Here is an 18,875-nt window from a genome sequence, read left to right on the forward strand (position 1 = left end):
GGCAGCCCCTGCTGCTGAACCCATGCGCGCCCACCGCGGTTTCACCCTGCTGGAGCTGATGGTGGTGGTGGCGCTGATTGCCCTGGCCACTGCCACCGTGGTGGTGGGCCTGCGCGACAGCCACCAGGACCGGCTGGAAACCGAGGCCCTGCGCCTGGGTGCCATGCTCGATGCCGCCCGCGCCCAGTCGCGCACCAGCGGCGTGCCGCTGCTGTGGCAGCCGGATGCCGAGGGCTTCAGACTGCGCCCGGCCGACGCCACCGCCGCCACGACGGCATCCACCACCGGCACCCGCAAGGGCTGGCTGCACGCCGGCACCACCGCGCAGATCGTGCAGCCGGCGGGCGCGCCGGTGCTGGTGCTGGGTCCGGAACCGCTGACCCCGCCGCAGCGCATCGAGCTCAGCCTGGGCGAGGCCCGGCTGAGCCTGGTCACCGACGGCCTGGGGCCATTCAGCGTGCAGCGGGGATCGCCATGACCGCCGCAAACCGGCGCCCGCGCGGCTTCACCCTGATCGAGGTGCTGGTCGCCCTGGCCGTGGTGGCCGTGACCCTGCTGGCCGGCCTGCAGGCCAGCGCGGCCCTCACCCGGGCCAGCGAGCGGCAGGAAGAACAGTGGCTGGCCGAGCTGTGCGCCGCCAACGAACTGGCCCGGCTGCGCCTGGTGCGCCAGCTGCCCGGCACCGGCACCACCACCGTGGGCTGCGAACAGGGCCGGCGCCAGCTGCAGGTGCGGCTGACGGTGCAGACCACGCCCAACCCCAACTTCCGCCGCATCGATGCCGCCGTGCTGCGCCCGGCCGCCGACGGCGAGACAGAGGCCGGCGTGCTGCTGCAGGTCTCCACCGTCATGGGGCGCTTCTGATGCGCGCACGCGGCTTCACCCTGGTGGAAATGCTGGTGGCCATCGCCGTGATGGCGGTGGTGGCCCTGCTGGGCTGGCGGGCCATCGACGGCATGCAGCGCGGGCGCGACATCAACCGCGACCATGCCGCCGGCCTGCAGCGGCTGCAGGCCGCCACCGGCCAGTGGACCGCCGACCTGGACGCCCTGATCGACACCGGCGAGATCCGCCCCATCGAGTTCGACGGCCAGGTGCTGCGTCTGACCCGTAACGACCCGCTGCAGAGCCGGCTGGACAGCGAAGGCCTGCGGGTGGTGGCCTGGGCGCGGCGCGACGGCGCCAACGGGTCGCGCTGGATGCGCTGGCAATCCGGGCCGCTGCGCAGCCGCGAGGCCCTGGCCCGCGCCTGGCAGGCCGGCGGCGACTGGGGGCGCGGCGGCCAAGTTAGCGAGGGCGTGGTCGATCTGCTGCCGCTGACCGACTGGCAGATCTACTTCCACCGGGGCGGCAGCTGGACCAACCCGCAGTCGTCCATCGGCAACGAACCGGCGGCCAGCGAACCAGCCACTTCGGCCCGATCCATCGACGCCGAACTGCCGGCCGGCCTGTCGGCCGATCAGGTCAAGGCCGCCCGGGCCGCCGCAGAGCAGGTGGTCAACGACGCTGCCCCGATGGTGTCGGACGAAGCACCGCCGGCCGCCCGCGGCAGCGCCAGCCCGGTGCCCGACGGCGTGCGGCTGGTGCTCGATCTCGGCCCCGGCCTGCCGCAGGGCGGGCGGCTGCGCATCGACTGGGTGCGGCCCACGCTGGAGGCCGGGCGATGAAGCGCCGCCAGACCGGCGCGGCGCTGCTGCTGGCCATGCTCATGGTCACGCTGGTGGCGGTGCTGGCCAGCGCATCCCTGTGGCAGCAGTGGCGCGCCATCGAGATCGAGCGCGCCCAGCGGGTGAGGCTGCAGGCCGGCTGGCTGCTCACCGGCGCGCTGGACTGGACCCGCCTGATCCTGCGCGAGGACGGCCGGGCCAACCAGCTCGCCGGCCAGCCCGACCACCTGGGCGAGCCATGGGCGCTGCCGCTGCAGGAGGCCCGCCTCTCGCGCTTTCTGGCGCTGGACGCCAACGAACGCGGCGACGAACTGCTCGAAGCCTTCTTCTCGGGCGAGGTCATCGACCTGCAGTCGCGCCTGAACTTCGGCAACCTCGTGCGCCAGAGCGGCAGCGGCAACAGCCTGAAGGCCGAGATCTCGCCGGTCGATCTGGAGGCCTTCCGCCGGCTCTATGCCCGCCTGGGCCTGCCGGTGGGCGAGCTCGAAGCCGCCGCCCAGGCCTGGCGCCAGACCCTGCAGCAGGCGCTCACCGATCCGCGCCCCTCGGCCACGGCGCTCATCCCGCAGCGCTTCTCGCAACTGCGCTGGCTGGGCATCTCCAGCGCCAGCCTGGCGGTGCTGGAGCCCCACGCCACCCTGCTGCCCGGGCGCACGCCGCTGAACCTCAACACCGCCTCGGCCGAGGCGCTGGAAGCGGCCATAGCCGGCATCGACGCCACCCAGGCCCGCACCCTGGTGCAGGCCCGCAACCGCCAGCCCCTGCTCACCCTGGCCGACGCCCGCCGCGCGCTCTTCGGCGACCGGGTGGTGGACGGCAACCCGCTGTCGGAGATCTACCACGACGTGCGCACCCGCCACTTCGAGATCCGGGGCCGGCTGCGGCTGGACGACATCACCATCGAGGAGCGGTCGGTGGTGCAGCGCAGCAACCAGGGGGTGCGGGTGCTGTGGCGGGAGCGGTTTTCGCGCCGTTGACAACGGTCCCGCGGTATCGGGACAAGGCCTGAGGCCATTTGTCACACGTCCTCCCTAGAATGGTCACAAACCCCAGGGAGTAATGCTCAATGCGTACTCCGTGGCGACTTTCCGGCCATTCCAGCGGCCCGACGGCCCCCCTTACGTGCTCATCGTCTGTCCTGTCGAATTCGACGCCGGCTCGCCCGTGCGGCCCACCAGCGAGCTGGAATGGGTGCAGCCCGGTCCGCCGGCCGCCCCCCCGCGCCATGGCCGTGGCCCGGTGGCATTGCTGCCACGGGGCGACGACGTGGTGCTGGTGCTGCCGCCCATGGCGGTGTCGTGGCATGCGGTGGCCCTGCCGCGCATGCCGGCCAACCGGGTGCGTGCCGCCCTGGACGGCCTGCTGGAGGACCGGCTGCTCGACGAGGTGGAACACCTGCACCTGGCCCTGGAGCCCGGCGGCAAGCCGGGCCAGAGCCTGTGGGTGGCCGCCTGCCGGCGTGAACCCCTGAAAGCCTGGCTGGCGCTGCTGCAGGACGCCGGCCACCGGGTGGTGCGCATCGCGCCTGCCTTGTGGCCCCAGGTCGATGGGGGTGCTGCGCTGCACCACGCCTTCGACTGGCAGGGCGAGCCCTGGCTGGCCCGGCAGGACGATCAAGGCGTGACCTGCCTGCCGCTGGCCGCCATGGCGGGCGTTGCCCCTGCCCCGGCGGGCACCGCCGCCCGCTGGACCGCCGATCCTTCGGTGGCCAGCGTGGCCGAGGCCCAGCTGCAGCGCCCGGTGTCGGTGCTGACCGGCGCGCAGTGGCTGCAGTCCTGTGCCGACGGCCCCTGGAACCTGGCCCAGTTCGGCCTCAGCCTGAGCCAGGGCGCACGCCAGGGCCAGAAGCTGGGCCAGTGGTGGCAGCAGTTCCGCAGCGCACCGGCCTGGCGGCCCGCCCGCTGGGGGCTGGGCGCGCTGCTGGTGGTGCAGCTGCTGGGCCTGAACCTGATGGCCCAGGCCGAGCGGCATTCGCAGGCGGCGCAGCGCGCGGCCATCGACCGGGTGCTGCAGGAGCAGTTTCCGTCGGTCACGCTGGTGCTGGATGCGCCGGTGCAGATGCAGCGCGAGGTGGAGCGCCTGCAGCGCAGCGCCGGCCTGCTGGACCGCAACGACCTCGAATCCCTGCTGGCGGCCCTGGGCGGGCAGCTGGCCGGCGACGGCAGCCTGCCCACACCCGACCGCGTCCGGTTTGCCGACGGGCAGCTGCGGCTGGAGGGCTGGCGGGTGGAAGCCGCCCGGCTGCAGGCGCTGCAGGACGGCCTGTCGCAGGCCGGCTGGCAGTTGCGCACCGACAGCGAAGGCCTGGTGCTGACCGCATCGCCCGCCACCGGGGGGCGGCCATGAACGCCTGGACCCGTCTGCACGCCGAAGCCCGGGCGGTGCTGGCCGCGCGGCTGGCCGGCCTGAGCGCACGCGAGCGCCGGCTGCTGTCGGCCATGGTGGCCGTGGTGCTGGTCGGCCTGCTGCTGGCCGTGGCCGTGCTGCCGGCCTGGCGCACCCTGGCAGCGGCCCCGGCGCAGCAGCAGACGCTGGATGCCCGCATGGCCCGCATGCAGCAGCTCGCCGCCACCGCCAGCCAGCTCAAGGAAGGCGGCGCGGCCCGCACACCGGCACCCGCCGAGGTGCAACGCGCCCTGCAAGCCGCCACCGAACGCCTGTCCGGCACCGCCCGGGTCAACCTCAGCGCTGGCCAGGCCACGCTGACGGTGCGCGACGCCGAGCCGGCGGCGCTGGCTGCCTGGATCGAACAGGCACGGGTGAATGCCCGGCTCACGCCCCGCAGCGCCGACCTGCGCCGGGGCGACGACGGCCGCTGGAGCGGCACCCTGGTGCTGGGCGGATCGGCCGCCGGCGGCAACTGAACCACGGCTGCCGTGCGCCAAGCCCCTGCCCTCCTTCGCCCGGCCTGGTTCTGGTCGGCGGGCCTGCTGGGCCTGCTGCTGGCCCTGGCCGGGTTTGCGCCCGCCCGCTGGCTGACCGACCACCTGACCCGGGCCAGCGGCGGCCAGGTGCAGCTGGTGAACGCGCGCGGCACCCTGTGGACCGGCTCGGCCGATCTGGTGCTCAGCGCCGGGGCCGACAGCCACGACCGCGCCGGGCTGGATGGCGGCCTGCAATGGCGGCTGCAGCCCGGCCTGAACGGCCCCTGGCCCGCCCTGCGCCTGGCCCTGAGCCTGCCGTGCTGCGCCACGCAGCCGCTGCGGCTGGCCACCCACCCGGTGGCCGGCGGCTGGCAGCTGGCCGCCGAGGCCTGGGACGTGGCCTGGCCGGCCGAGCTGCTGAGCGGCCTGGGCACGCCCTGGAACACGTTGCAGCTGCAGGGTCGCCTGCGGCTGCAGACCCCGGGACTGCAGGCCCGCTGGCAGGACGGTGGCTGGCTGCTGGACGGCAGCGCCGCGCTGCAGGCCAGCGACCTGGCCTCGCGCCTGGCCCCGGTGCGGCCGCTGGGCAGCTACAGCGCCACGCTGCAGGCGGCCGACGGCGCAGCCCCCACGGTGGCCGTGCGCACCGACGCTGGCGCCCTGCGCATCGAAGGCACCGGCCAGTGGCGCGGCGGCCGGCTGCGCTTTGCCGGCGAAGCCCGGGCCGAACCGCCGCACCAGGCCGAACTGGCCAACCTGCTCAACCTCATGGGACGGCGCCGTGGCGACCGCTCCCTGCTCCAGATGGGCTGATGCCCACCGCGCACCGCCCCACACGACGGACACCCCTTTCAGGACGCCCCACATGAACGCCTCACACCGCTGCTTCCGCACCACCCTGGCCGGCTCGCTGCTGGTCCTGGGTCTGACCAGCCTGCCGCTGATGGCCCAGCCGGTGCGCAGCAGCGAACCGGTGACGCTCAACTTCGTGGGCGCCGAGATCGAGGCGGTGGCCCGCACCATGGCCACCATCACCGGGCGCAACGTGGTGGTGGACCCGCGCGTGCAGGGGCAGATCACCCTGGCCACCGACCGCCCGGTCACGCCGGCCGCAGCGGTCAACCAGTTCGCGGCGGCACTGCGGCTGCAAGGCTTCTCGCTGGTGGACACCGGCGGCCTGTACAAGGTGGTGCCGGAGGCCGATGCCAAGCTCATGGGCAGCGTGGTGGTGGGCTCAGGCGGGCCGGGTGCCGCGCCGAACACGGTGGTCACCCAGATCTTCCGGCTCAACCACGAGTCGGCCAACAACCTGGTGCCGGTGCTGCGGCCCCTGATCGGCCCCAACAACACCATCAACGTCAACCCGGGCAACAACTCGCTGGTCATCACCGACTACGCCGACAACCTGCAGCGCATCGGCCGCATCATTGCCTCGCTGGATGTGGCCGGCGCCACCGACATCGAGATCATTCCGCTGCAGCACGCGGTGGCGGCCGATCTGGTGCCGCTGGTGCAGCGCCTGATCGAGCCTGGCGGCAGCACCGGCACCGCCGGCGGCAACGGCGCGGCGGCTGCGGGCGACGCCAGCTACCGCACCACCATCGTGGCCGAGCCGCGCAGCAATGCCCTGGTGCTGCGCGCGGCCAACCCGGCGCGGCTGGCGCTGGTGCGTTCGCTGGTGACCCGGCTCGACCAGCCTTCGGCCGGCGGCAAGGCGGCCGGCAACATTCATGTGGTGTACCTGAAGAACGCCAACGCCGTGGCGCTGGCGGCCACGCTGCGGGCGGCCATTTCGGGCGAGGCCGGCAGTGCCTCGGGCAGCGTGCTGCGCACCGCAGCTGCCCCGTCCGGCGGACTGGCCACCGGCCTGAACACCGGCGTGCGCACCGGGGGCAACCTGGGCGGCAATGGCAGCGGCGGCAACATGGCCGCCAGCGCACCGCTCACGCCCACCGAAGGCCCCAGCACCGGTGGCCAGATCCAGGCCGATCCGGCCACCAACTCGCTCATCATCACCGCGCCGGAGCCGCAGTACCGGCAGCTGCGGGCCGTGATCGACCAGCTCGATTCGCGCCGGGCGCAGGTGTACGTGGAGAGCCTGATCGCCGAGGTGAACGCCGACAAGGCGGCCGAGTTCGGCATCCAGTGGCAGGGTGCGTCGGGCCGCGACGGCGACCGCACCATCGGCCTGCTGGGCACCAACTTCGGCAGCGGCGGGCGCAGCATCGTCGACCTGTCCAAGCAGGACGATCCGTCGCCCGCGCCCGGCCTCAACCTGGGCATCGCGCGGCGCAACAACGGCGTGTACGTGCTGGGCTTCCTGGCCCGCTTCCTGCAGCAGAACGGCGACGGCAACATCCTGTCCACGCCCAACCTGCTCACGCTGGACAACGAGGAGGCGCGCATCGTGATCGGCCAGAACGTGCCCTTCGTGACCGGGCAGTTCACCAACACCGGCGCGGCCAACGGCGCGGTCAACCCGTTCCAGACCATCGAGCGCAAGGACGTGGGCCTCACCTTGCGGGTGCGGCCGCAGATCAGCGAGAACGGCACCATCAAGATGACCATCTACCAGGAGGTCAGCAATGTGCAGCCGCAGTCGGTGAACTCGCCGACCGGCCTCATCACCAACGTGCGCAGCATCGAGTCCACCGTGCTGGTGGACGACGGCGCCATCGTGGTGCTGGGCGGCCTGCTGCAGGACGAATACGCCGGCAACCAGGACAAGGTGCCCGGCCTGGGCGACGTGCCGGTGCTGGGCAACCTGTTCCGCAGCGAGAGCCGCAGCCGCCGCAAGACCAACCTGATGGTGTTCCTGCGCCCGGTGGTCATGCGCGATGGCCGCGAGACCTCCACCCTGGCGCTGGACCGCTACGACCTGATGCGCGCCGCCCAGCGCGAGGTGCAGCCGGCCAACAGCAGCGTGCTGCCGATCAACGAGTCGCCGGTGCTGCCGGCACCCACCGATGCACCGAAGGTCCGGCCGTGAAGTACCCGCTGCCCTACGCGTTTGCGCGCGAGCACCTGTGGCTGCTGGAGCAGGAGCACGACGGTGCGCCGACCGTGCTGCTGGGTGCCCTGCCCGATCCCGGCGATGAACCGCGCCATCGGCTGCGGCTCTCGGCCCTGTCGGAACTGCTGCGCTGGCAGGCGCCGCAGGCCCCGCGGGAGGTGCGCTGGCTGCCGGCGGACGAACTGGCCCAGCGCATCAGCGCCGCCTATGCGGGCAACGAGTCGAGCGCGGCCGCCGTGGTGAGCGAGGTGCAGGGCGTGGCCGACCTCAGCCGCATGATGCAGGAGCTGCCCGCCATCGAAGACCTGCTGGAGGCCGCCGACGACGCGCCCATCATCCGCATGCTCAATGCGCTGCTGACCCAGGCGGTGCGCGACGGGGCCAGCGACATCCACATCGAACCCTACGAGCGGCATTCCAGCGTGCGCTTCCGGGTGGACGGCACGCTGCGCGAGGTGGTGCAGCCCAACCGCGCGCTGCACGCGGCGCTGATCTCGCGGCTGAAGATCATGGCCGAGCTGGACATCTCGGAAAAACGCCTGCCGCAGGACGGGCGCATCAGTCTGCGCATCGGCACCCGGGCGGTGGACGTCCGTGTCTCCACCCTGCCCGGCGCCCATGGCGAACGCGCCGTGCTGCGCCTGCTGGACAAGAGCGAGGGCCAGCTGGAGCTCGAATCGGTGGGCATGCAGGGCGAGGTGCTGCGCCGCTTCGACCAGCTGGTGCGCCAGCCCCACGGCATCATCCTGGTGACCGGCCCCACCGGCTCGGGCAAGACCACCACGCTGTACGCCGCCCTGCAGCGGCTGGACGCCAGCAGCAGCAACATCATGACGGTGGAAGACCCCATCGAGTACGAGCTGCCCGGCATCGGCCAGACGCAGGTGAACGCCAGGATCGACCTCACGTTTGCCAAGGCGCTGCGGGCCATCCTGCGGCAGGACCCGGACGTGATCATGATCGGCGAGATCCGCGATTTCGAGACCGCGCAGATCGCCATCCAGGCCTCCCTCACCGGCCACCTGGTGCTGGCCACCCTGCACACCAACGATGCGGCCAGTGCCATCACCCGGCTGGCCGACATGGGCGTGGAGCCGTTCCTGCTGAGCTCCTCCTTGCTGGGCGTGCTGGCCCAGCGCCTGGTGCGCAAGACCTGCACCGCCTGCGCAGGGGCCGGCTGCGAGGCCTGCGGCCACACCGGCTATGCCGGACGCACCGGGGTGTTCGAACTGCTGGTGGCCGACGAGGCCCTGCGCAGCCTCATCCACCGGCAGGCCAGCGAGGCCGAGCTGCGCGAATGCGCCCTGGCCGGGGGCATGGTGCTCATGCGCGACGACGGCCAGCGCCTGGTGCAGGCCGGCATCACCACCACCGAAGAACTGCTGCGGGTCACCCGCGACAACTGACGCCGCCGGAACCCGGACGGCCTGGCGGCGTCCGGGTTTTTTCTTGCCCTGCATCTGTATCTTTATGTTTCATTAGTTACGTTTGTTCACATCCAAGGGCATTTCGTCACAAACCGATGTCAGTCGGAGGTTTTAGCCCTGAATGCCTCGTTTTGTGAGTACTTGGGTATTCATTATTCAGGCCTTATCCCGACAGAAATACCGTGAATACGCCCATTCTGGCTACACAAACTGTGGATTGACCCCCCGACCGGTGCCCCGAAGAATCGCGCCGTTGGCCCAGATTTGTAAGTAAATCTCGCGAATTGCATCAACGTCTCACACGAACGTGATGTTTCGCGACCGGGCCACAGCGATCACGGGAGCCCTGGCATGCATCACCCATCCACACCGCACGACGACAACGATCAACCGACCCCCGCCGGCATCAGCCGGCGCGACTCGCTCAAGCTGGGCGCCGCCAGCGCGGTGGCTGCCGGCCTGAGCCTGACCCCCAACCGCCAGGCGCAGGCCGAGGACGTGCCCGAAGGCCCGTACACCGCCCCCTGGGTCATGCCCCTGAAGGTGATGCGCCCCAAGGCGCCGGTCGCCTCGCTGTCGCCCGCGCCCACGCGCGAGGCCGCACCCAAGGAAGCCGGCCGCGCACCGCACCAGATCTGGAACGACGAGCCGAAAACGCTCTACCGCGTGGTGGTGAAAGAAGGCCAGCACTCCTTCCACCCCGACCTGCCGACCCAGACCATCCGCGGCTACGACGGCACCTTCCCCGGCCCCTGCATCGTCTCGCGCTACGACGAGGCCGCCCTGGTGCGCTTCGTCAACCAGATCGACCCGTACGCGGTGGGTTTCGGCTCGCCCGAGATCTCGGTGCACCTGCACAACCTGCACTGCGCCTCCGAGAGCGACGGCTTTGCCGGCGACTACTGGGGCACGCTGCGCAACGGCCCCGGCCTGACCCGCCCGGGCAACTACAAGGACCACCTGTTCATGAACTACTACGCCGGGTTCTCGACCGACCCGGCCGGTGTGGGCGACCCGCGCGAGGCCCTGGGCACGCTGTGGTTCCACGACCACCGCATGGACTACACCGAGCAGAACGTGTACCGCGGCATGATCGGCTCGTACCTGCTGTTCGACGAGATCGACTCCGGCAACGAGAACGACCCCAACCCGAAGGCCCTGCGCCTGCCCAGCGGCGTGGGCACCTACGACCAGGTGCTGATGATCTCGGACGTGCAGTTCGACCTCAGCGGCAACATGGTGTTCAACCCGATGTCGGAGAACAAGGGCCACCTGGGCAACAAGATCACGGTCAACGGCCTGATCCAGCCCTACTTCCGGGTGCAGCGTCGCAAGTACCGATTCCGCATCATCGACGCCAGCGTGGCCCGCTTCTATGAGTTCTATCTCATGAACGGCACCAGCTCGGAGGACTTCCAGTTCATCGCCAACGACGGCAACCTGCTCGAAGCCCCGCTGACCATGAACCGCGTGCGCCTGGCCCCCGGCGAGCGCAACGACATCGTCATCGACTTCAGCAAGTACCCGCTGGGCACCAAGCTGTTCCTGGTGAACCGCCTGGCCATGAAGGACGGACGCGGGCCCGAGGGCCTGGTGGCCAAGGGCACGCAGGTGCTGCGCTTCGACGTGGCGGCCAACCCGACCACGCCGGACAACAGCCAGGTGCCGGCCCGCCTGCGCGAGCAGCCCCCCATCGACCTGAGCCAGGTCACCCGCCGCCGCCACTGGGAGTTCGACAAGAAGAACTCCATGTGGGCGGTCAACAGCGAGCTGTTCGATGTGGAAAAGCCGGCGGCCCGCATTCCCAAGGGCAGCACCGAGATCTGGACGCTGCAGGGCAACGGCAGCTGGTTCCACCCCATCCACATCCACATGGAGGAGTTCCGCATCCTCTCGCGCAACGGCAAACCGCCGCCGCCGCACGAAGCCGGCCGCAAGGACGTGGTGGCCCTGGCCCCCGACGAGCGCGTGGAGGTGCTGATCAAGTTCCGGGACTTCACCGGCAAGTACGTCATGCACTGCCACAACCTGTCGCACGAGGACCACGCCATGATGATCCGTTTCGACGTGATCTGACGCCGCCACCGACCCAGGAGCCCTTTCATGAACAGCAAACGCAACCTCCTGCGCCTGGCCGGCACCGCCCTGCTGGCCCCGGTGGCCGCCCAGGCCGCCGCCCCCTCGCTGCGCCGGCGCAGCAGCATGGCCAGCTACTTCCCCAACGTGACGCTGGAGACGCACGACGGGCGCAAGGTGAAGTTCTACGACGACCTCATCCGCGACAAGCTGGTGGCCTTCAACATGATGTATTCCATCTGCGAAGGCATCTGCCCGAAGAACACCGCCAACCTGCGCCAGGTGCACGAGGAACTGGGGTCGCGTGTGGGCCGCGACATCTTCCTCTACTCCATCACGCTGCGGCCCGAGTTCGACAACGCCGCCGCCCTGCGCGACTACATCCGCCACTACAACATCCAGCCGGGCTGGACCTTCCTGACTGGTCGCCGCCAGGACGTGGAGCGGGTGCGCGTGGCGCTGGGCTTCGTGGGTGACGACGCCAAGACCGACGCCGACATCACCCAGCACACCGGCATGCTGCGCATCGGCAACGACCGGCTGGACCGCTGGACCATGACGCCGGCCCTGGGCTCGCACCGCCAGATCAAGCGCACCATACTTGAACTGACCTGATGGCCTGGCGGGCGCGTGGCGTCACGCAGCCGCGCTAACATGCCCGGATGCCCGCCTACTCCTTCGAAGCCCTGGACGAGCAGGGCCAGACCCGCAGCGGCCTGATCGACGCCGACACCGCGCGCGCCGCCCGTGCGCTGCTGCGCGCGCGCTCGCTGGTGCCGCTGGCGGTGGAGCCGGCCAAGGCCGGCAACGAGGCCGACGGGGCGGGCCGCACGGTGCCCGGCCGGCGGGTCTTCAACGCCACCGGCCTGGCCGTGTGGACCCGGCAGCTGGCCGGCCTGGTGGGCGCCGGCCTGCCGCTGGAACGCGCCCTGGCCGCCCTGGGCGACGAAGCCGAAGACCCGCGCCAGCAGCGCCTGGTGGCGGTGCTGCGTGCCGAGGTGAACGGCGGCGCGTCGTTCGCCCGCAGCCTGTCCGACCACCCGCAGGAATTCTCCGCGTCGTACTGCGCGGTCATTGCCGCCGGTGAACAGAGCGGCCAGCTCGCCGCCGTGCTGGACCGGCTGGCCGACGACCTGGAGGCCCGCGAGGCCCTGCGCAACAAGCTGATCGCGGCATCGCTCTACCCGGCCATCGTCACCCTGGTGGCGGTGGTGATCGTGGTGTTCCTGGTGGCCTATGTGGTGCCGCAGGTGGCCAGCGTGTTCGAGGGCAGCCAGCGCGCCCTGCCGCTGCTGACCGTGGTGATGCTGGGCATCAGCGGCTTCGTGCGCAGCTGGGGCTGGTTGCTGCTGGGCCTGCTGGTGGCCGGTGGCATCGGCGTCAAGCTGGCCCGCCGCCAGAGCGCCTTGCGGCTGCGCATGGACCAGGCCTGGCTGCGCCTGCCGCTGGCCGGGCGCATTGCGCGGGGCTACAACGCCGCCCGTTTTGCGGCCACGCTGGCCATGCTGGCCGGCGCGGGCGTGCCCATCCTGCGGGCGCTGCAGACCGCGGCCGAGACCCTGCACAACCAGGCGCTGCGGGCCGACGCCCTGGCCGCGCTGGTGCTGGTGCGTGAAGGTGCGCCGCTGGCCTCGGCCCTGGCCAGCCAGCAGCGTTTTCCGCCGCTGCTTGTGCTGTTTGCCCGCCTGGGCGAACAGACCGGCGAACTGCCGGCCATGCTGCAGCGCGCTGCCGACCAGCTGGGCGCCGAGGTGCAGCGCCGCTCGCTCAACCTGGCCACCCTGCTGGAGCCCCTGCTCATCGTGGGCATGGGCCTGATCGTGATGCTCATCGTGCTGGCGGTGCTCATGCCCATCATCCAGCTCAACCAACTTGTGACCTGAATCCCATGGGCGTTTCGCTGGACGGCAAACTGGTGGTGGCGATCTCCTCGCGCGCCCTGTTCGACTTCGAAGCCGAGAACCACCTGTTCGAAAAGGGCGACGACCGCGCCTACATGCGGCTGCAGCTGGAGAAGCTCGACGAACCCGCCCACCCGGGCGTGGCCTTCTCGCTCATCCGCAAGCTGTTGAGCTTCAACGACGCCGACAACCAGCGGGTCGAGGTGGTCATGCTCTCGCGCAACGACCCGGTGTCGGGCCTGCGGGTGTTCCGCTCGGTCAAGGACCACGACCTGCAGGTGCAGCGCGGCGTGTTCACCCGCGGCCGCGACCCCTGGCGTTACCTGGCCCCGCTCAAGGCCAACCTGTTCCTCTCGGCCAATGCGGCCGACGTGCGCGCGGCCCTCAACATGGGCTTCCCGGCCGCCACCGTGGCCACCCACGCGGCGCGTGCGCTCAACACCTACCCCAACGAAGTGCGCATCGCCTTCGACGGCGACGCGGTTCTGTTCTCCGACGAAGCCGAACAGGTCTACCAGGCCCAGGGCCTGCCGGCCTTCCAGCAGCACGAATCGGCCAAGGCGACTCAGCCCCTGCCGGGCGGGCCGTTCAAGCCGCTGCTCCAGGCCCTGCACAGATTGCAGGCCGAGGGCACGCCGCACATGCGCATCCGCACCGCGCTGGTCACCGCCCGCAGCGCACCGGCGCACGAGCGCGCCATCCGCACCCTGATGGACTGGAACATCGAGGTGGACGAGGCCATGTTCCTGGGCGGCATGGACAAGGGCGAATTCCTGCGCGCCTTTGAACCCGACTTCTTCTTCGACGATCAGACCCGCCACATCGAGTCGGCCGCCCGCCATGTGCCCGCCGGGCATGTGGTCAGCGGCATCGCCAACCCCTGAGGTCCCATGACAGCCGATCCGTCCGTTGCACCGTCCGTGAAGATGTCGCGCTGGCGCGCGTTCCGCGAGTTCGCCGGCAAGGTCGCCCGCCTCACCGCACCGTATTTCAGCTCCGAGGAGAAGTGGAAGGCCCGGGGCCTGCTGGCGGCCATCGTGGCGCTCAACCTGGGCGCGGTCTACATGCTGGTGCAGATCAACGAGTGGAACCGGGTGTTCTACGACGCGCTGCAGAACAAGGACGCCGAGGTCTTCTGGCGCGAGCTCGGCCGCTTCACGTACCTGGCCTTCGGCTTCATCCTGATCGCCGTCTACCGCTTCTACCTGACCCAGCTGCTGGAGATGCGCTGGCGCGCCTGGATGACCGGCCACTACCTGGACCGCTGGCTCACCCAGCAGCGCTTCTACCAGCTCGAACTCCAGCGCCATGCCCGCGGCACCGACGCCCCGCCCGACAACCCGGACCAGCGCATTGCCGAAGACATGAACCTGTTCACCAGCTACTCGGTGAGCCTGTCCATGGGCCTGCTCAATGCGGTGGTCACGCTGGTCAGCTTCGTGGGCATCCTGTGGTCGCTCTCGGGCAGCTTTGCCTTCCACTTCAACGGCCAGAGCTGGGACATCCCGGGCTTCATGGTCTGGATGGCGGTGGTGTATTGCGTGGCCGGCAGCGTCATCACCCACTACATCGGGCGGCCGCAGATCGGGCTGAACTTCCGCCAGCAGCGGTTCGAAGCCGACTTCCGCCACCACCTGGTGCGGGTGCGCGAGTACAGCGAATCCATCGCGCTGGACCGGGGCGAACCGGTGGAGCGCCGCCACCTGGGGCAGCGCTTCCAGGCGGTGCTCTCCAACTACCTGCAGCTCATCAACGCGCAGAAGCGGCTGACCTGGTTCACCGTGGGCTTCGGTCAGGCGGCCGTGGTGTTTCCCTTCATCGTGGCCGCACCCCGCTTCTTCAGCGGCGCCATCCAGCTCGGCGAGCTGATCCAGATCGCCTCGGCCTTCGGCCGGGTGCAGGACGCGCTCTCGTGGTTCGTGGACAACTACAGCAGCCTGGCCGCCTGGCGCGCCACCACCGACCGCATCACCAGCTTCGAGGAGAGCTTCCAGGCCCTGCAGACCACCGACACCGCAGCCGCCCCGACCGGCTCGACCGGCGACACCCTGGCCGTGGACCGCATGGACCTGGCCCTGCCCGGCGGCGTGGCCCTGCTGGGCGTGGCCGGTCTGAGCCTGTCAGCCGGTGACCGGGTGCTGCTGCAAGGCCCGTCGGGCAGCGGCAAGTCCACCCTGTTCCGGGGGCTGGCCGGCATCTGGCCCTGGGCGCAGCGGCAGCTGCGGCTGCCGGCCGACTTTGCCGCGCGCGCCATGTTCCTGCCGCAGCGGCCCTACTTCCCCAACGGCCCGCTGCGCGATGCCCTGGCCTACCCCGAGCCGGCCGAGCGCTACAGCGATGCGCAGCTGCGCCAGGCCCTCAGCGATGCCCTGCTGCCGGACCTGGGGGCGCGGCTGGACGAGGTGGACAGCTGGGGGCAGAAGCTCTCGGGCGGCGAACAGCAGCGCCTGGCCGCCGCGCGGGCCCTGCTCAAGCAGCCGCGCTGGCTGTTCGTGGACGAAGCCACCAGCGCGCTCGACCCGGCCGCCGAGGCCGCACTGTACGAACGCCTGCAGGCGCTGGTGCAGGCCCAGAACGGTGCCCTGATATCGATTGCCCACCGCCCGGCCGTGGCTGCCTTCCACAACCGGCAGTGGACGCTGTTGCCCGGCGACGGGCAGCCGGATTCGCCGCGTTACCGCGTGGCCTCGGCGTAAGCCGCCCAGCCCCGCGCGCGCAGCTCGCAGGCCGGGCAGCTGCCGCAGCCCCAGCCCCAGTCGTGGCGGTGGGTGCGGTCGCCCAGGTAGCAGGTGTGGCTGTGCTCCACGATCAGGTCCACCAGACCCTTCCCGCCCAGCTGCTCGGCCATGCGCCAGGTGTCGGCCTTGTCGATCCACATCAGCGGCGTGTCGATCAGGAAGCGGTGGTCCATGCCCAGGGTCAGCGCCACCTGCAGGGCCTTCATGGTGTCGTCGCGGCAGTCGGGGTAACCGGAGAAGTCGGTCTCGCACACGCCGGTCACCAGCACCGTCATGCCGCGCCGGTAGGCCAGCGCCGCGGCCAGCGTCAGGAACAGCAGGTTGCGGCCGGGCACGAAGGTGTTGGGCAGGCCGCTGGCCTCCATGCGGAAGGCCACGTCGCGGGTGAGCGAGGTGTCGGACACGGCGCCCAGCACGGCGAGGTCGAGCACATGGTCCTCGCCCAGGCGGGCGGCCCAGTGCGGGAAACGTTCGCGCAGTTCACGCAGCACGTTCAGGCGGGCCTGCAGCTCCACATGGTGGCGTTGTCCGTAATCGAAACCCAGGGTTTCGACGTGTTCGAAGCGCTCCAGCGCATGGGCCAGGCAGGTGGTGGAATCCTGGCCGCCGGAGAACAGGACCAGGGCGCGGGTGTGGCGGGTGATGTCGGGCATGGGCGAGATGGTACGGGGCACGGTGATTCACCGGCGATTGACTTTTCAATCAATATTTTGAATGATTGATTTTGATGTCAATACAGGTCAACCTCGTCGACACCCTTCTCCAGGCCGCCCGCGCCCAGGGCCTGGACCAGCGGCAACTGGCCGAGCGCGCCGGCCTGCGGCCGGAAACGGTGTCGCGGGCCAAGCGGCGGGGCACGCTGGACCTGAGCAGCCTGCAGGCGCTGGCGGGGGTGGTAGGGCTGGAACTGGCGCTGCGGCCGGGTCAGCGGTACGACACCACACCACCGAACCCATCCGTGAATCCGCCACCGGTGGCCCGATCGCCGCTGGCCGAACCGCAATGGGGTCTGGCCTGGTCCAACCCGGATGCGCCGGCCGAGGCGCTGGTGCGCAATGCGCTGGCCCATGGCCGGTTCGACCTGCTGCTGCAGGCCGTCATCGGCCACGGACTGGGCAAGGTGCTGGCGCAATGGCAGCAGGTGGCGCCCACCCTGCCGGCGCGGGCGCGGCGGGAGGTGCAGCGCAAGCTGGACAACATCGAGAAAGGCTGGCGCGATGCTGCGTCCTGACACCCAGGCCCTGTGGGACCTGCTGCAGCAGGAGCCGGCGCTGGGCGGCTTCGTGCTGATCGGCGGCACCGCCCTCAGCCTGCACCTGCACCACCGGCTGAGCGAAGACCTGGACTTTGCGTTCGACGGTCCCCGCCTGCCGCGCGCCCGCATCCAGGCATTGCAGCGGCGGCTGGCAGCGCAGGGCTGGCCGCTCAGCCCGAACGATTCCCCGCTGGCGCTGGAAGAGTTCTTCGACAGCGGCCTGGACCTGCTGGACTACCAGCAGAACTTCGTGGCGGACCAGCGCGTCAAGCTCACCCTGCTGGCCCCCGACAACGAACTGCGCCACCTGCTGCGGGCGGCAGCGCCCGACCGCCCCCGGGTGGCGTCGCTGGAGGAGATCTTTCGCCTCAAGTGCCTGGCCTGCGCCAACCGCTCAAAGTCGCGCGACTGGTTCGACCTGTACGTGCTGCTGCGCAACGGTCACTTCCAGCCCATCGACATCAAGGCCGCCTTCGACCTGGCCGGTGTGCCCGGCAAGCTCGACGTGGCCCTGGTGCGGCTGTGTTCGGGCCGCCCCGATGCGGGCGACGAAGGCTACGCCGGCCTGCTGGAACAACCGCCCCCGGTGGCGGAGCTGCGCGACTTCTTTGTGGACCTGCGTGACCGGCTGGAGCAGGACATGGCGCGGCGGGCCCGGATCGACCAGCGCCCGCCCGACCACTGAGCCACGCTCAGGTCATGCGCTCCGAGCGCCGCCCGGCATGGCTGTGGCTGGTGGCCAGCATGCGCAGCAGGCTGCGGTTGGCGGTTTCCAGCGACAGGTCGTGCACCCGGCACACCAGCGGTATGCGGGCGATCTCGGCCGGCTGGCCCAGGGCGCGGGCGGTGTCCACCAGCGGAAAGTACGGGCCGTCGCGGCGCAGCAGCGCATCGAAGATGCGGCCCGGCAGCGGCAGCTTGTTGAGCAGGGTGGCCAGCGGCTGGTGCAGCAGGCGGCCCAGCTCGCCCATGAGCGAGGTGGCATAGACCTCGGCGCGCAGGGTGTCGTCCGAGCCGGTCATGAGCAGGTGCTGGGCCAGGCGGGCGCGCATGACCATGGCCAGGCGCACCGGGTGCAGGTCGGGGTCGGGCTCGACCTCGGTGATCTGTTCGGTCACCCAGCGACCCAGTTCGCGAAAGCCCAGCATCATCAGCGCGTGGCGCAGCGAGCCGATCTCGCGCCGGTTGCCGTACACCGCCGAATTCACCAGCAGCAGCAGCCGGTAGACCAGCACCGCGTCCTGGCGCACCAGGCGCTCCAGGCGCTCGACCGAGCAGTCGTCGTCGTCGATGGCGGCCAGCACCGCATGCAGGATGTCGCGGTCGTAGCTGATGGGGTGGTGGCGGTGCGAGGCCAGCACATCGTCTTCGGGCCAGCCGATCACGCCGTGCACCGACTGCTGCTCGATCAGGTGGCGCACCAGGGTGCGGGTGTCGGCACCGCCGACGATGAGGCCTGGCGGCAGCTGCGGCGCGGCGCGGCCCGGCGCCACGGGCGCCAGCAGGCGCTGGGCCTCGTCGGCCGTGAGGTGCACCAGCGGCCGGGCATCGACGCTGTCCATGCCGGGGCCGTGCAGATCCGACCAGGGCGTGCGGCACACCAGCCGGTGGCCGCGGCGCACCGCAATCGACAGGCGCGCGGCGGTGTCGGCGCGGGCAAACAGGTCGGCCGGCACCTCGATGCAGGTGTTGTGCACCGGATCGACCGCCAGGGTCTGCAGCAGCAGGCGCGGCGATGCGATGGACAGGATGAGCGTGGGCGCCTCTTCGGGCCAGTGCTCGCCCAGCAGTTCCATGAAATGGGCCGCGTCCACCCCGGTGGGCGTGACCGGGTGCAGGTGCAGGCGGGCCGCCACCAGATGGCGGTCGGGCGCCCACACCGGCTCGTAGGCCAGGGCCAGACTGTCGAGCACCGACTGCGTGTTGAGCACGGA

Annotated in this window: 18 protein-coding genes; 16 read left to right on the plus strand and 2 right to left on the minus strand. The window is 70.9% G+C overall.

All coding sequences use genetic code 11. The features are described from left to right. Positions 1 to 22 precede the first annotated feature (22 nt). The 14 genes from WD026_RS09735 to WD026_RS09800 all read left to right on the plus strand — a co-directional run bounded on the left by WD026_RS09735 (position 23) and on the right by WD026_RS09800 (position 15,644). Positions 23 to 478 (plus strand): pilus assembly FimT family protein, encoded by a 456-nt coding sequence (locus tag WD026_RS09735; protein ID WP_425723467.1) that lies wholly within the window; start codon positions 23 to 25, stop codon positions 476 to 478. After that, positions 475 to 864: a type II secretion system minor pseudopilin GspI gene (gene gspI, locus WD026_RS09740; protein ID WP_425723468.1), complete on the plus strand. Its 390-nt coding sequence runs from the start codon at positions 475 to 477 to the stop codon at positions 862 to 864. Before WD026_RS09735 ends, gspI begins: the two co-directional genes overlap by 4 nt. Continuing rightward, positions 864 to 1,667, plus strand: coding sequence for a PulJ/GspJ family protein (locus tag WD026_RS09745; protein WP_425723469.1), 804 nt, complete (start codon positions 864 to 866; stop codon positions 1,665 to 1,667). Before gspI ends, WD026_RS09745 begins: the two co-directional genes overlap by 1 nt. Beyond that, on the plus strand, positions 1,664 to 2,644 hold the full coding sequence (gene gspK / locus WD026_RS09750; protein ID WP_425723470.1) for a type II secretion system minor pseudopilin GspK: 981 nt from the start codon (positions 1,664 to 1,666) through the stop codon (positions 2,642 to 2,644). The genes WD026_RS09745 and gspK overlap by 4 nt, the downstream gene beginning before the upstream one ends. An 82-nt stretch (positions 2,645 to 2,726) precedes the next feature. Then, complete coding sequence (gspL, locus tag WD026_RS09755; RefSeq protein ID WP_425723471.1) at positions 2,727 to 4,013, plus strand: type II secretion system protein GspL; 1,287 nt, start codon at positions 2,727 to 2,729, stop codon at positions 4,011 to 4,013. Then, positions 4,010 to 4,531 (plus strand): type II secretion system protein GspM, encoded by a 522-nt coding sequence (gspM, locus tag WD026_RS09760; protein ID WP_425723472.1) that lies wholly within the window; start codon positions 4,010 to 4,012, stop codon positions 4,529 to 4,531. Before gspL ends, gspM begins: the two co-directional genes overlap by 4 nt. A 12-nt stretch (positions 4,532 to 4,543) precedes the next feature. Then, complete coding sequence (gene gspN / locus WD026_RS09765; protein WP_425723473.1) at positions 4,544 to 5,344, plus strand: type II secretion system protein N; 801 nt, start codon at positions 4,544 to 4,546, stop codon at positions 5,342 to 5,344. 52 nt (positions 5,345 to 5,396) lie between these two features. After that, a complete protein-coding gene (gene gspD, locus WD026_RS09770; RefSeq protein ID WP_425723474.1) occupies positions 5,397 to 7,520 on the plus strand; it encodes a type II secretion system secretin GspD in 2,124 nt (707 codons plus the stop codon). After that, positions 7,517 to 8,950: a GspE/PulE family protein gene (locus tag WD026_RS09775; protein ID WP_425723475.1), complete on the plus strand. Its 1,434-nt coding sequence runs from the start codon at positions 7,517 to 7,519 to the stop codon at positions 8,948 to 8,950. The genes gspD and WD026_RS09775 overlap by 4 nt, the downstream gene beginning before the upstream one ends. A gap of 372 nt (positions 8,951 to 9,322) precedes the next feature. Further along, positions 9,323 to 11,047 carry a multicopper oxidase family protein gene (locus tag WD026_RS09780; protein WP_425723476.1) on the plus strand — a complete coding sequence of 575 codons (1,725 nt, stop codon included), beginning with the start codon at positions 9,323 to 9,325 and terminating at the stop codon, positions 11,045 to 11,047. A gap of 27 nt (positions 11,048 to 11,074) precedes the next feature. Beyond that, positions 11,075 to 11,662 carry an SCO family protein gene (locus tag WD026_RS09785; RefSeq protein WP_425723477.1) on the plus strand — a complete coding sequence of 196 codons (588 nt, stop codon included), beginning with the start codon at positions 11,075 to 11,077 and terminating at the stop codon, positions 11,660 to 11,662. 47 nt (positions 11,663 to 11,709) lie between these two features. Then, positions 11,710 to 12,930 carry a type II secretion system inner membrane protein GspF gene (gene gspF / locus WD026_RS09790; protein ID WP_425723478.1) on the plus strand — a complete coding sequence of 407 codons (1,221 nt, stop codon included), beginning with the start codon at positions 11,710 to 11,712 and terminating at the stop codon, positions 12,928 to 12,930. 5 nt (positions 12,931 to 12,935) lie between these two features. Then, positions 12,936 to 13,832 (plus strand): 5'-nucleotidase, encoded by an 897-nt coding sequence (locus WD026_RS09795; protein WP_425723479.1) that lies wholly within the window; start codon positions 12,936 to 12,938, stop codon positions 13,830 to 13,832. 6 nt (positions 13,833 to 13,838) lie between these two features. Continuing rightward, positions 13,839 to 15,644: an ABC transporter ATP-binding protein/permease gene (locus WD026_RS09800; RefSeq protein WP_425723480.1), complete on the plus strand. Its 1,806-nt coding sequence runs from the start codon at positions 13,839 to 13,841 to the stop codon at positions 15,642 to 15,644. Here WD026_RS09800 and queC read toward each other — a convergent pair. Next, positions 15,623 to 16,339 (minus strand): 7-cyano-7-deazaguanine synthase QueC, encoded by a 717-nt coding sequence (queC, locus tag WD026_RS09805; RefSeq protein ID WP_425723481.1) that lies wholly within the window; start codon positions 16,337 to 16,339, stop codon positions 15,623 to 15,625. The genes WD026_RS09800 and queC overlap by 22 nt on opposite strands. 74 nt (positions 16,340 to 16,413) lie before the next feature. Between queC and WD026_RS09810 the strand changes: the two genes are divergently transcribed. Both WD026_RS09810 and WD026_RS09815 read left to right on the plus strand, forming a co-directional pair. Then, positions 16,414 to 16,917: a helix-turn-helix domain-containing protein gene (locus WD026_RS09810; RefSeq protein WP_425723482.1), complete on the plus strand. Its 504-nt coding sequence runs from the start codon at positions 16,414 to 16,416 to the stop codon at positions 16,915 to 16,917. Next, entirely contained in the window at positions 16,904 to 17,626 is a 723-nt protein-coding gene (locus WD026_RS09815) for a nucleotidyl transferase AbiEii/AbiGii toxin family protein (protein ID WP_425723483.1), read from the plus strand. Before WD026_RS09810 ends, WD026_RS09815 begins: the two co-directional genes overlap by 14 nt. Positions 17,627 to 17,633: 7 nt before the next feature. Here WD026_RS09815 and WD026_RS09820 read toward each other — a convergent pair whose 3' ends face one another. Further along, the gene (locus WD026_RS09820) at positions 17,634 to 18,872 is read right to left on the minus strand and encodes an HDOD domain-containing protein (RefSeq protein ID WP_425723484.1); all 1,239 of its coding nucleotides are present in this window, start codon (positions 18,870 to 18,872) and stop codon (positions 17,634 to 17,636) included. Positions 18,873 to 18,875 lie beyond the last annotated feature (3 nt).

Source organism: Hydrogenophaga sp. R2 (genome assembly GCF_049843595.1).
Taxonomy (GTDB): Bacteria; Pseudomonadota; Gammaproteobacteria; order Burkholderiales; family Burkholderiaceae_C; genus Hydrogenophaga.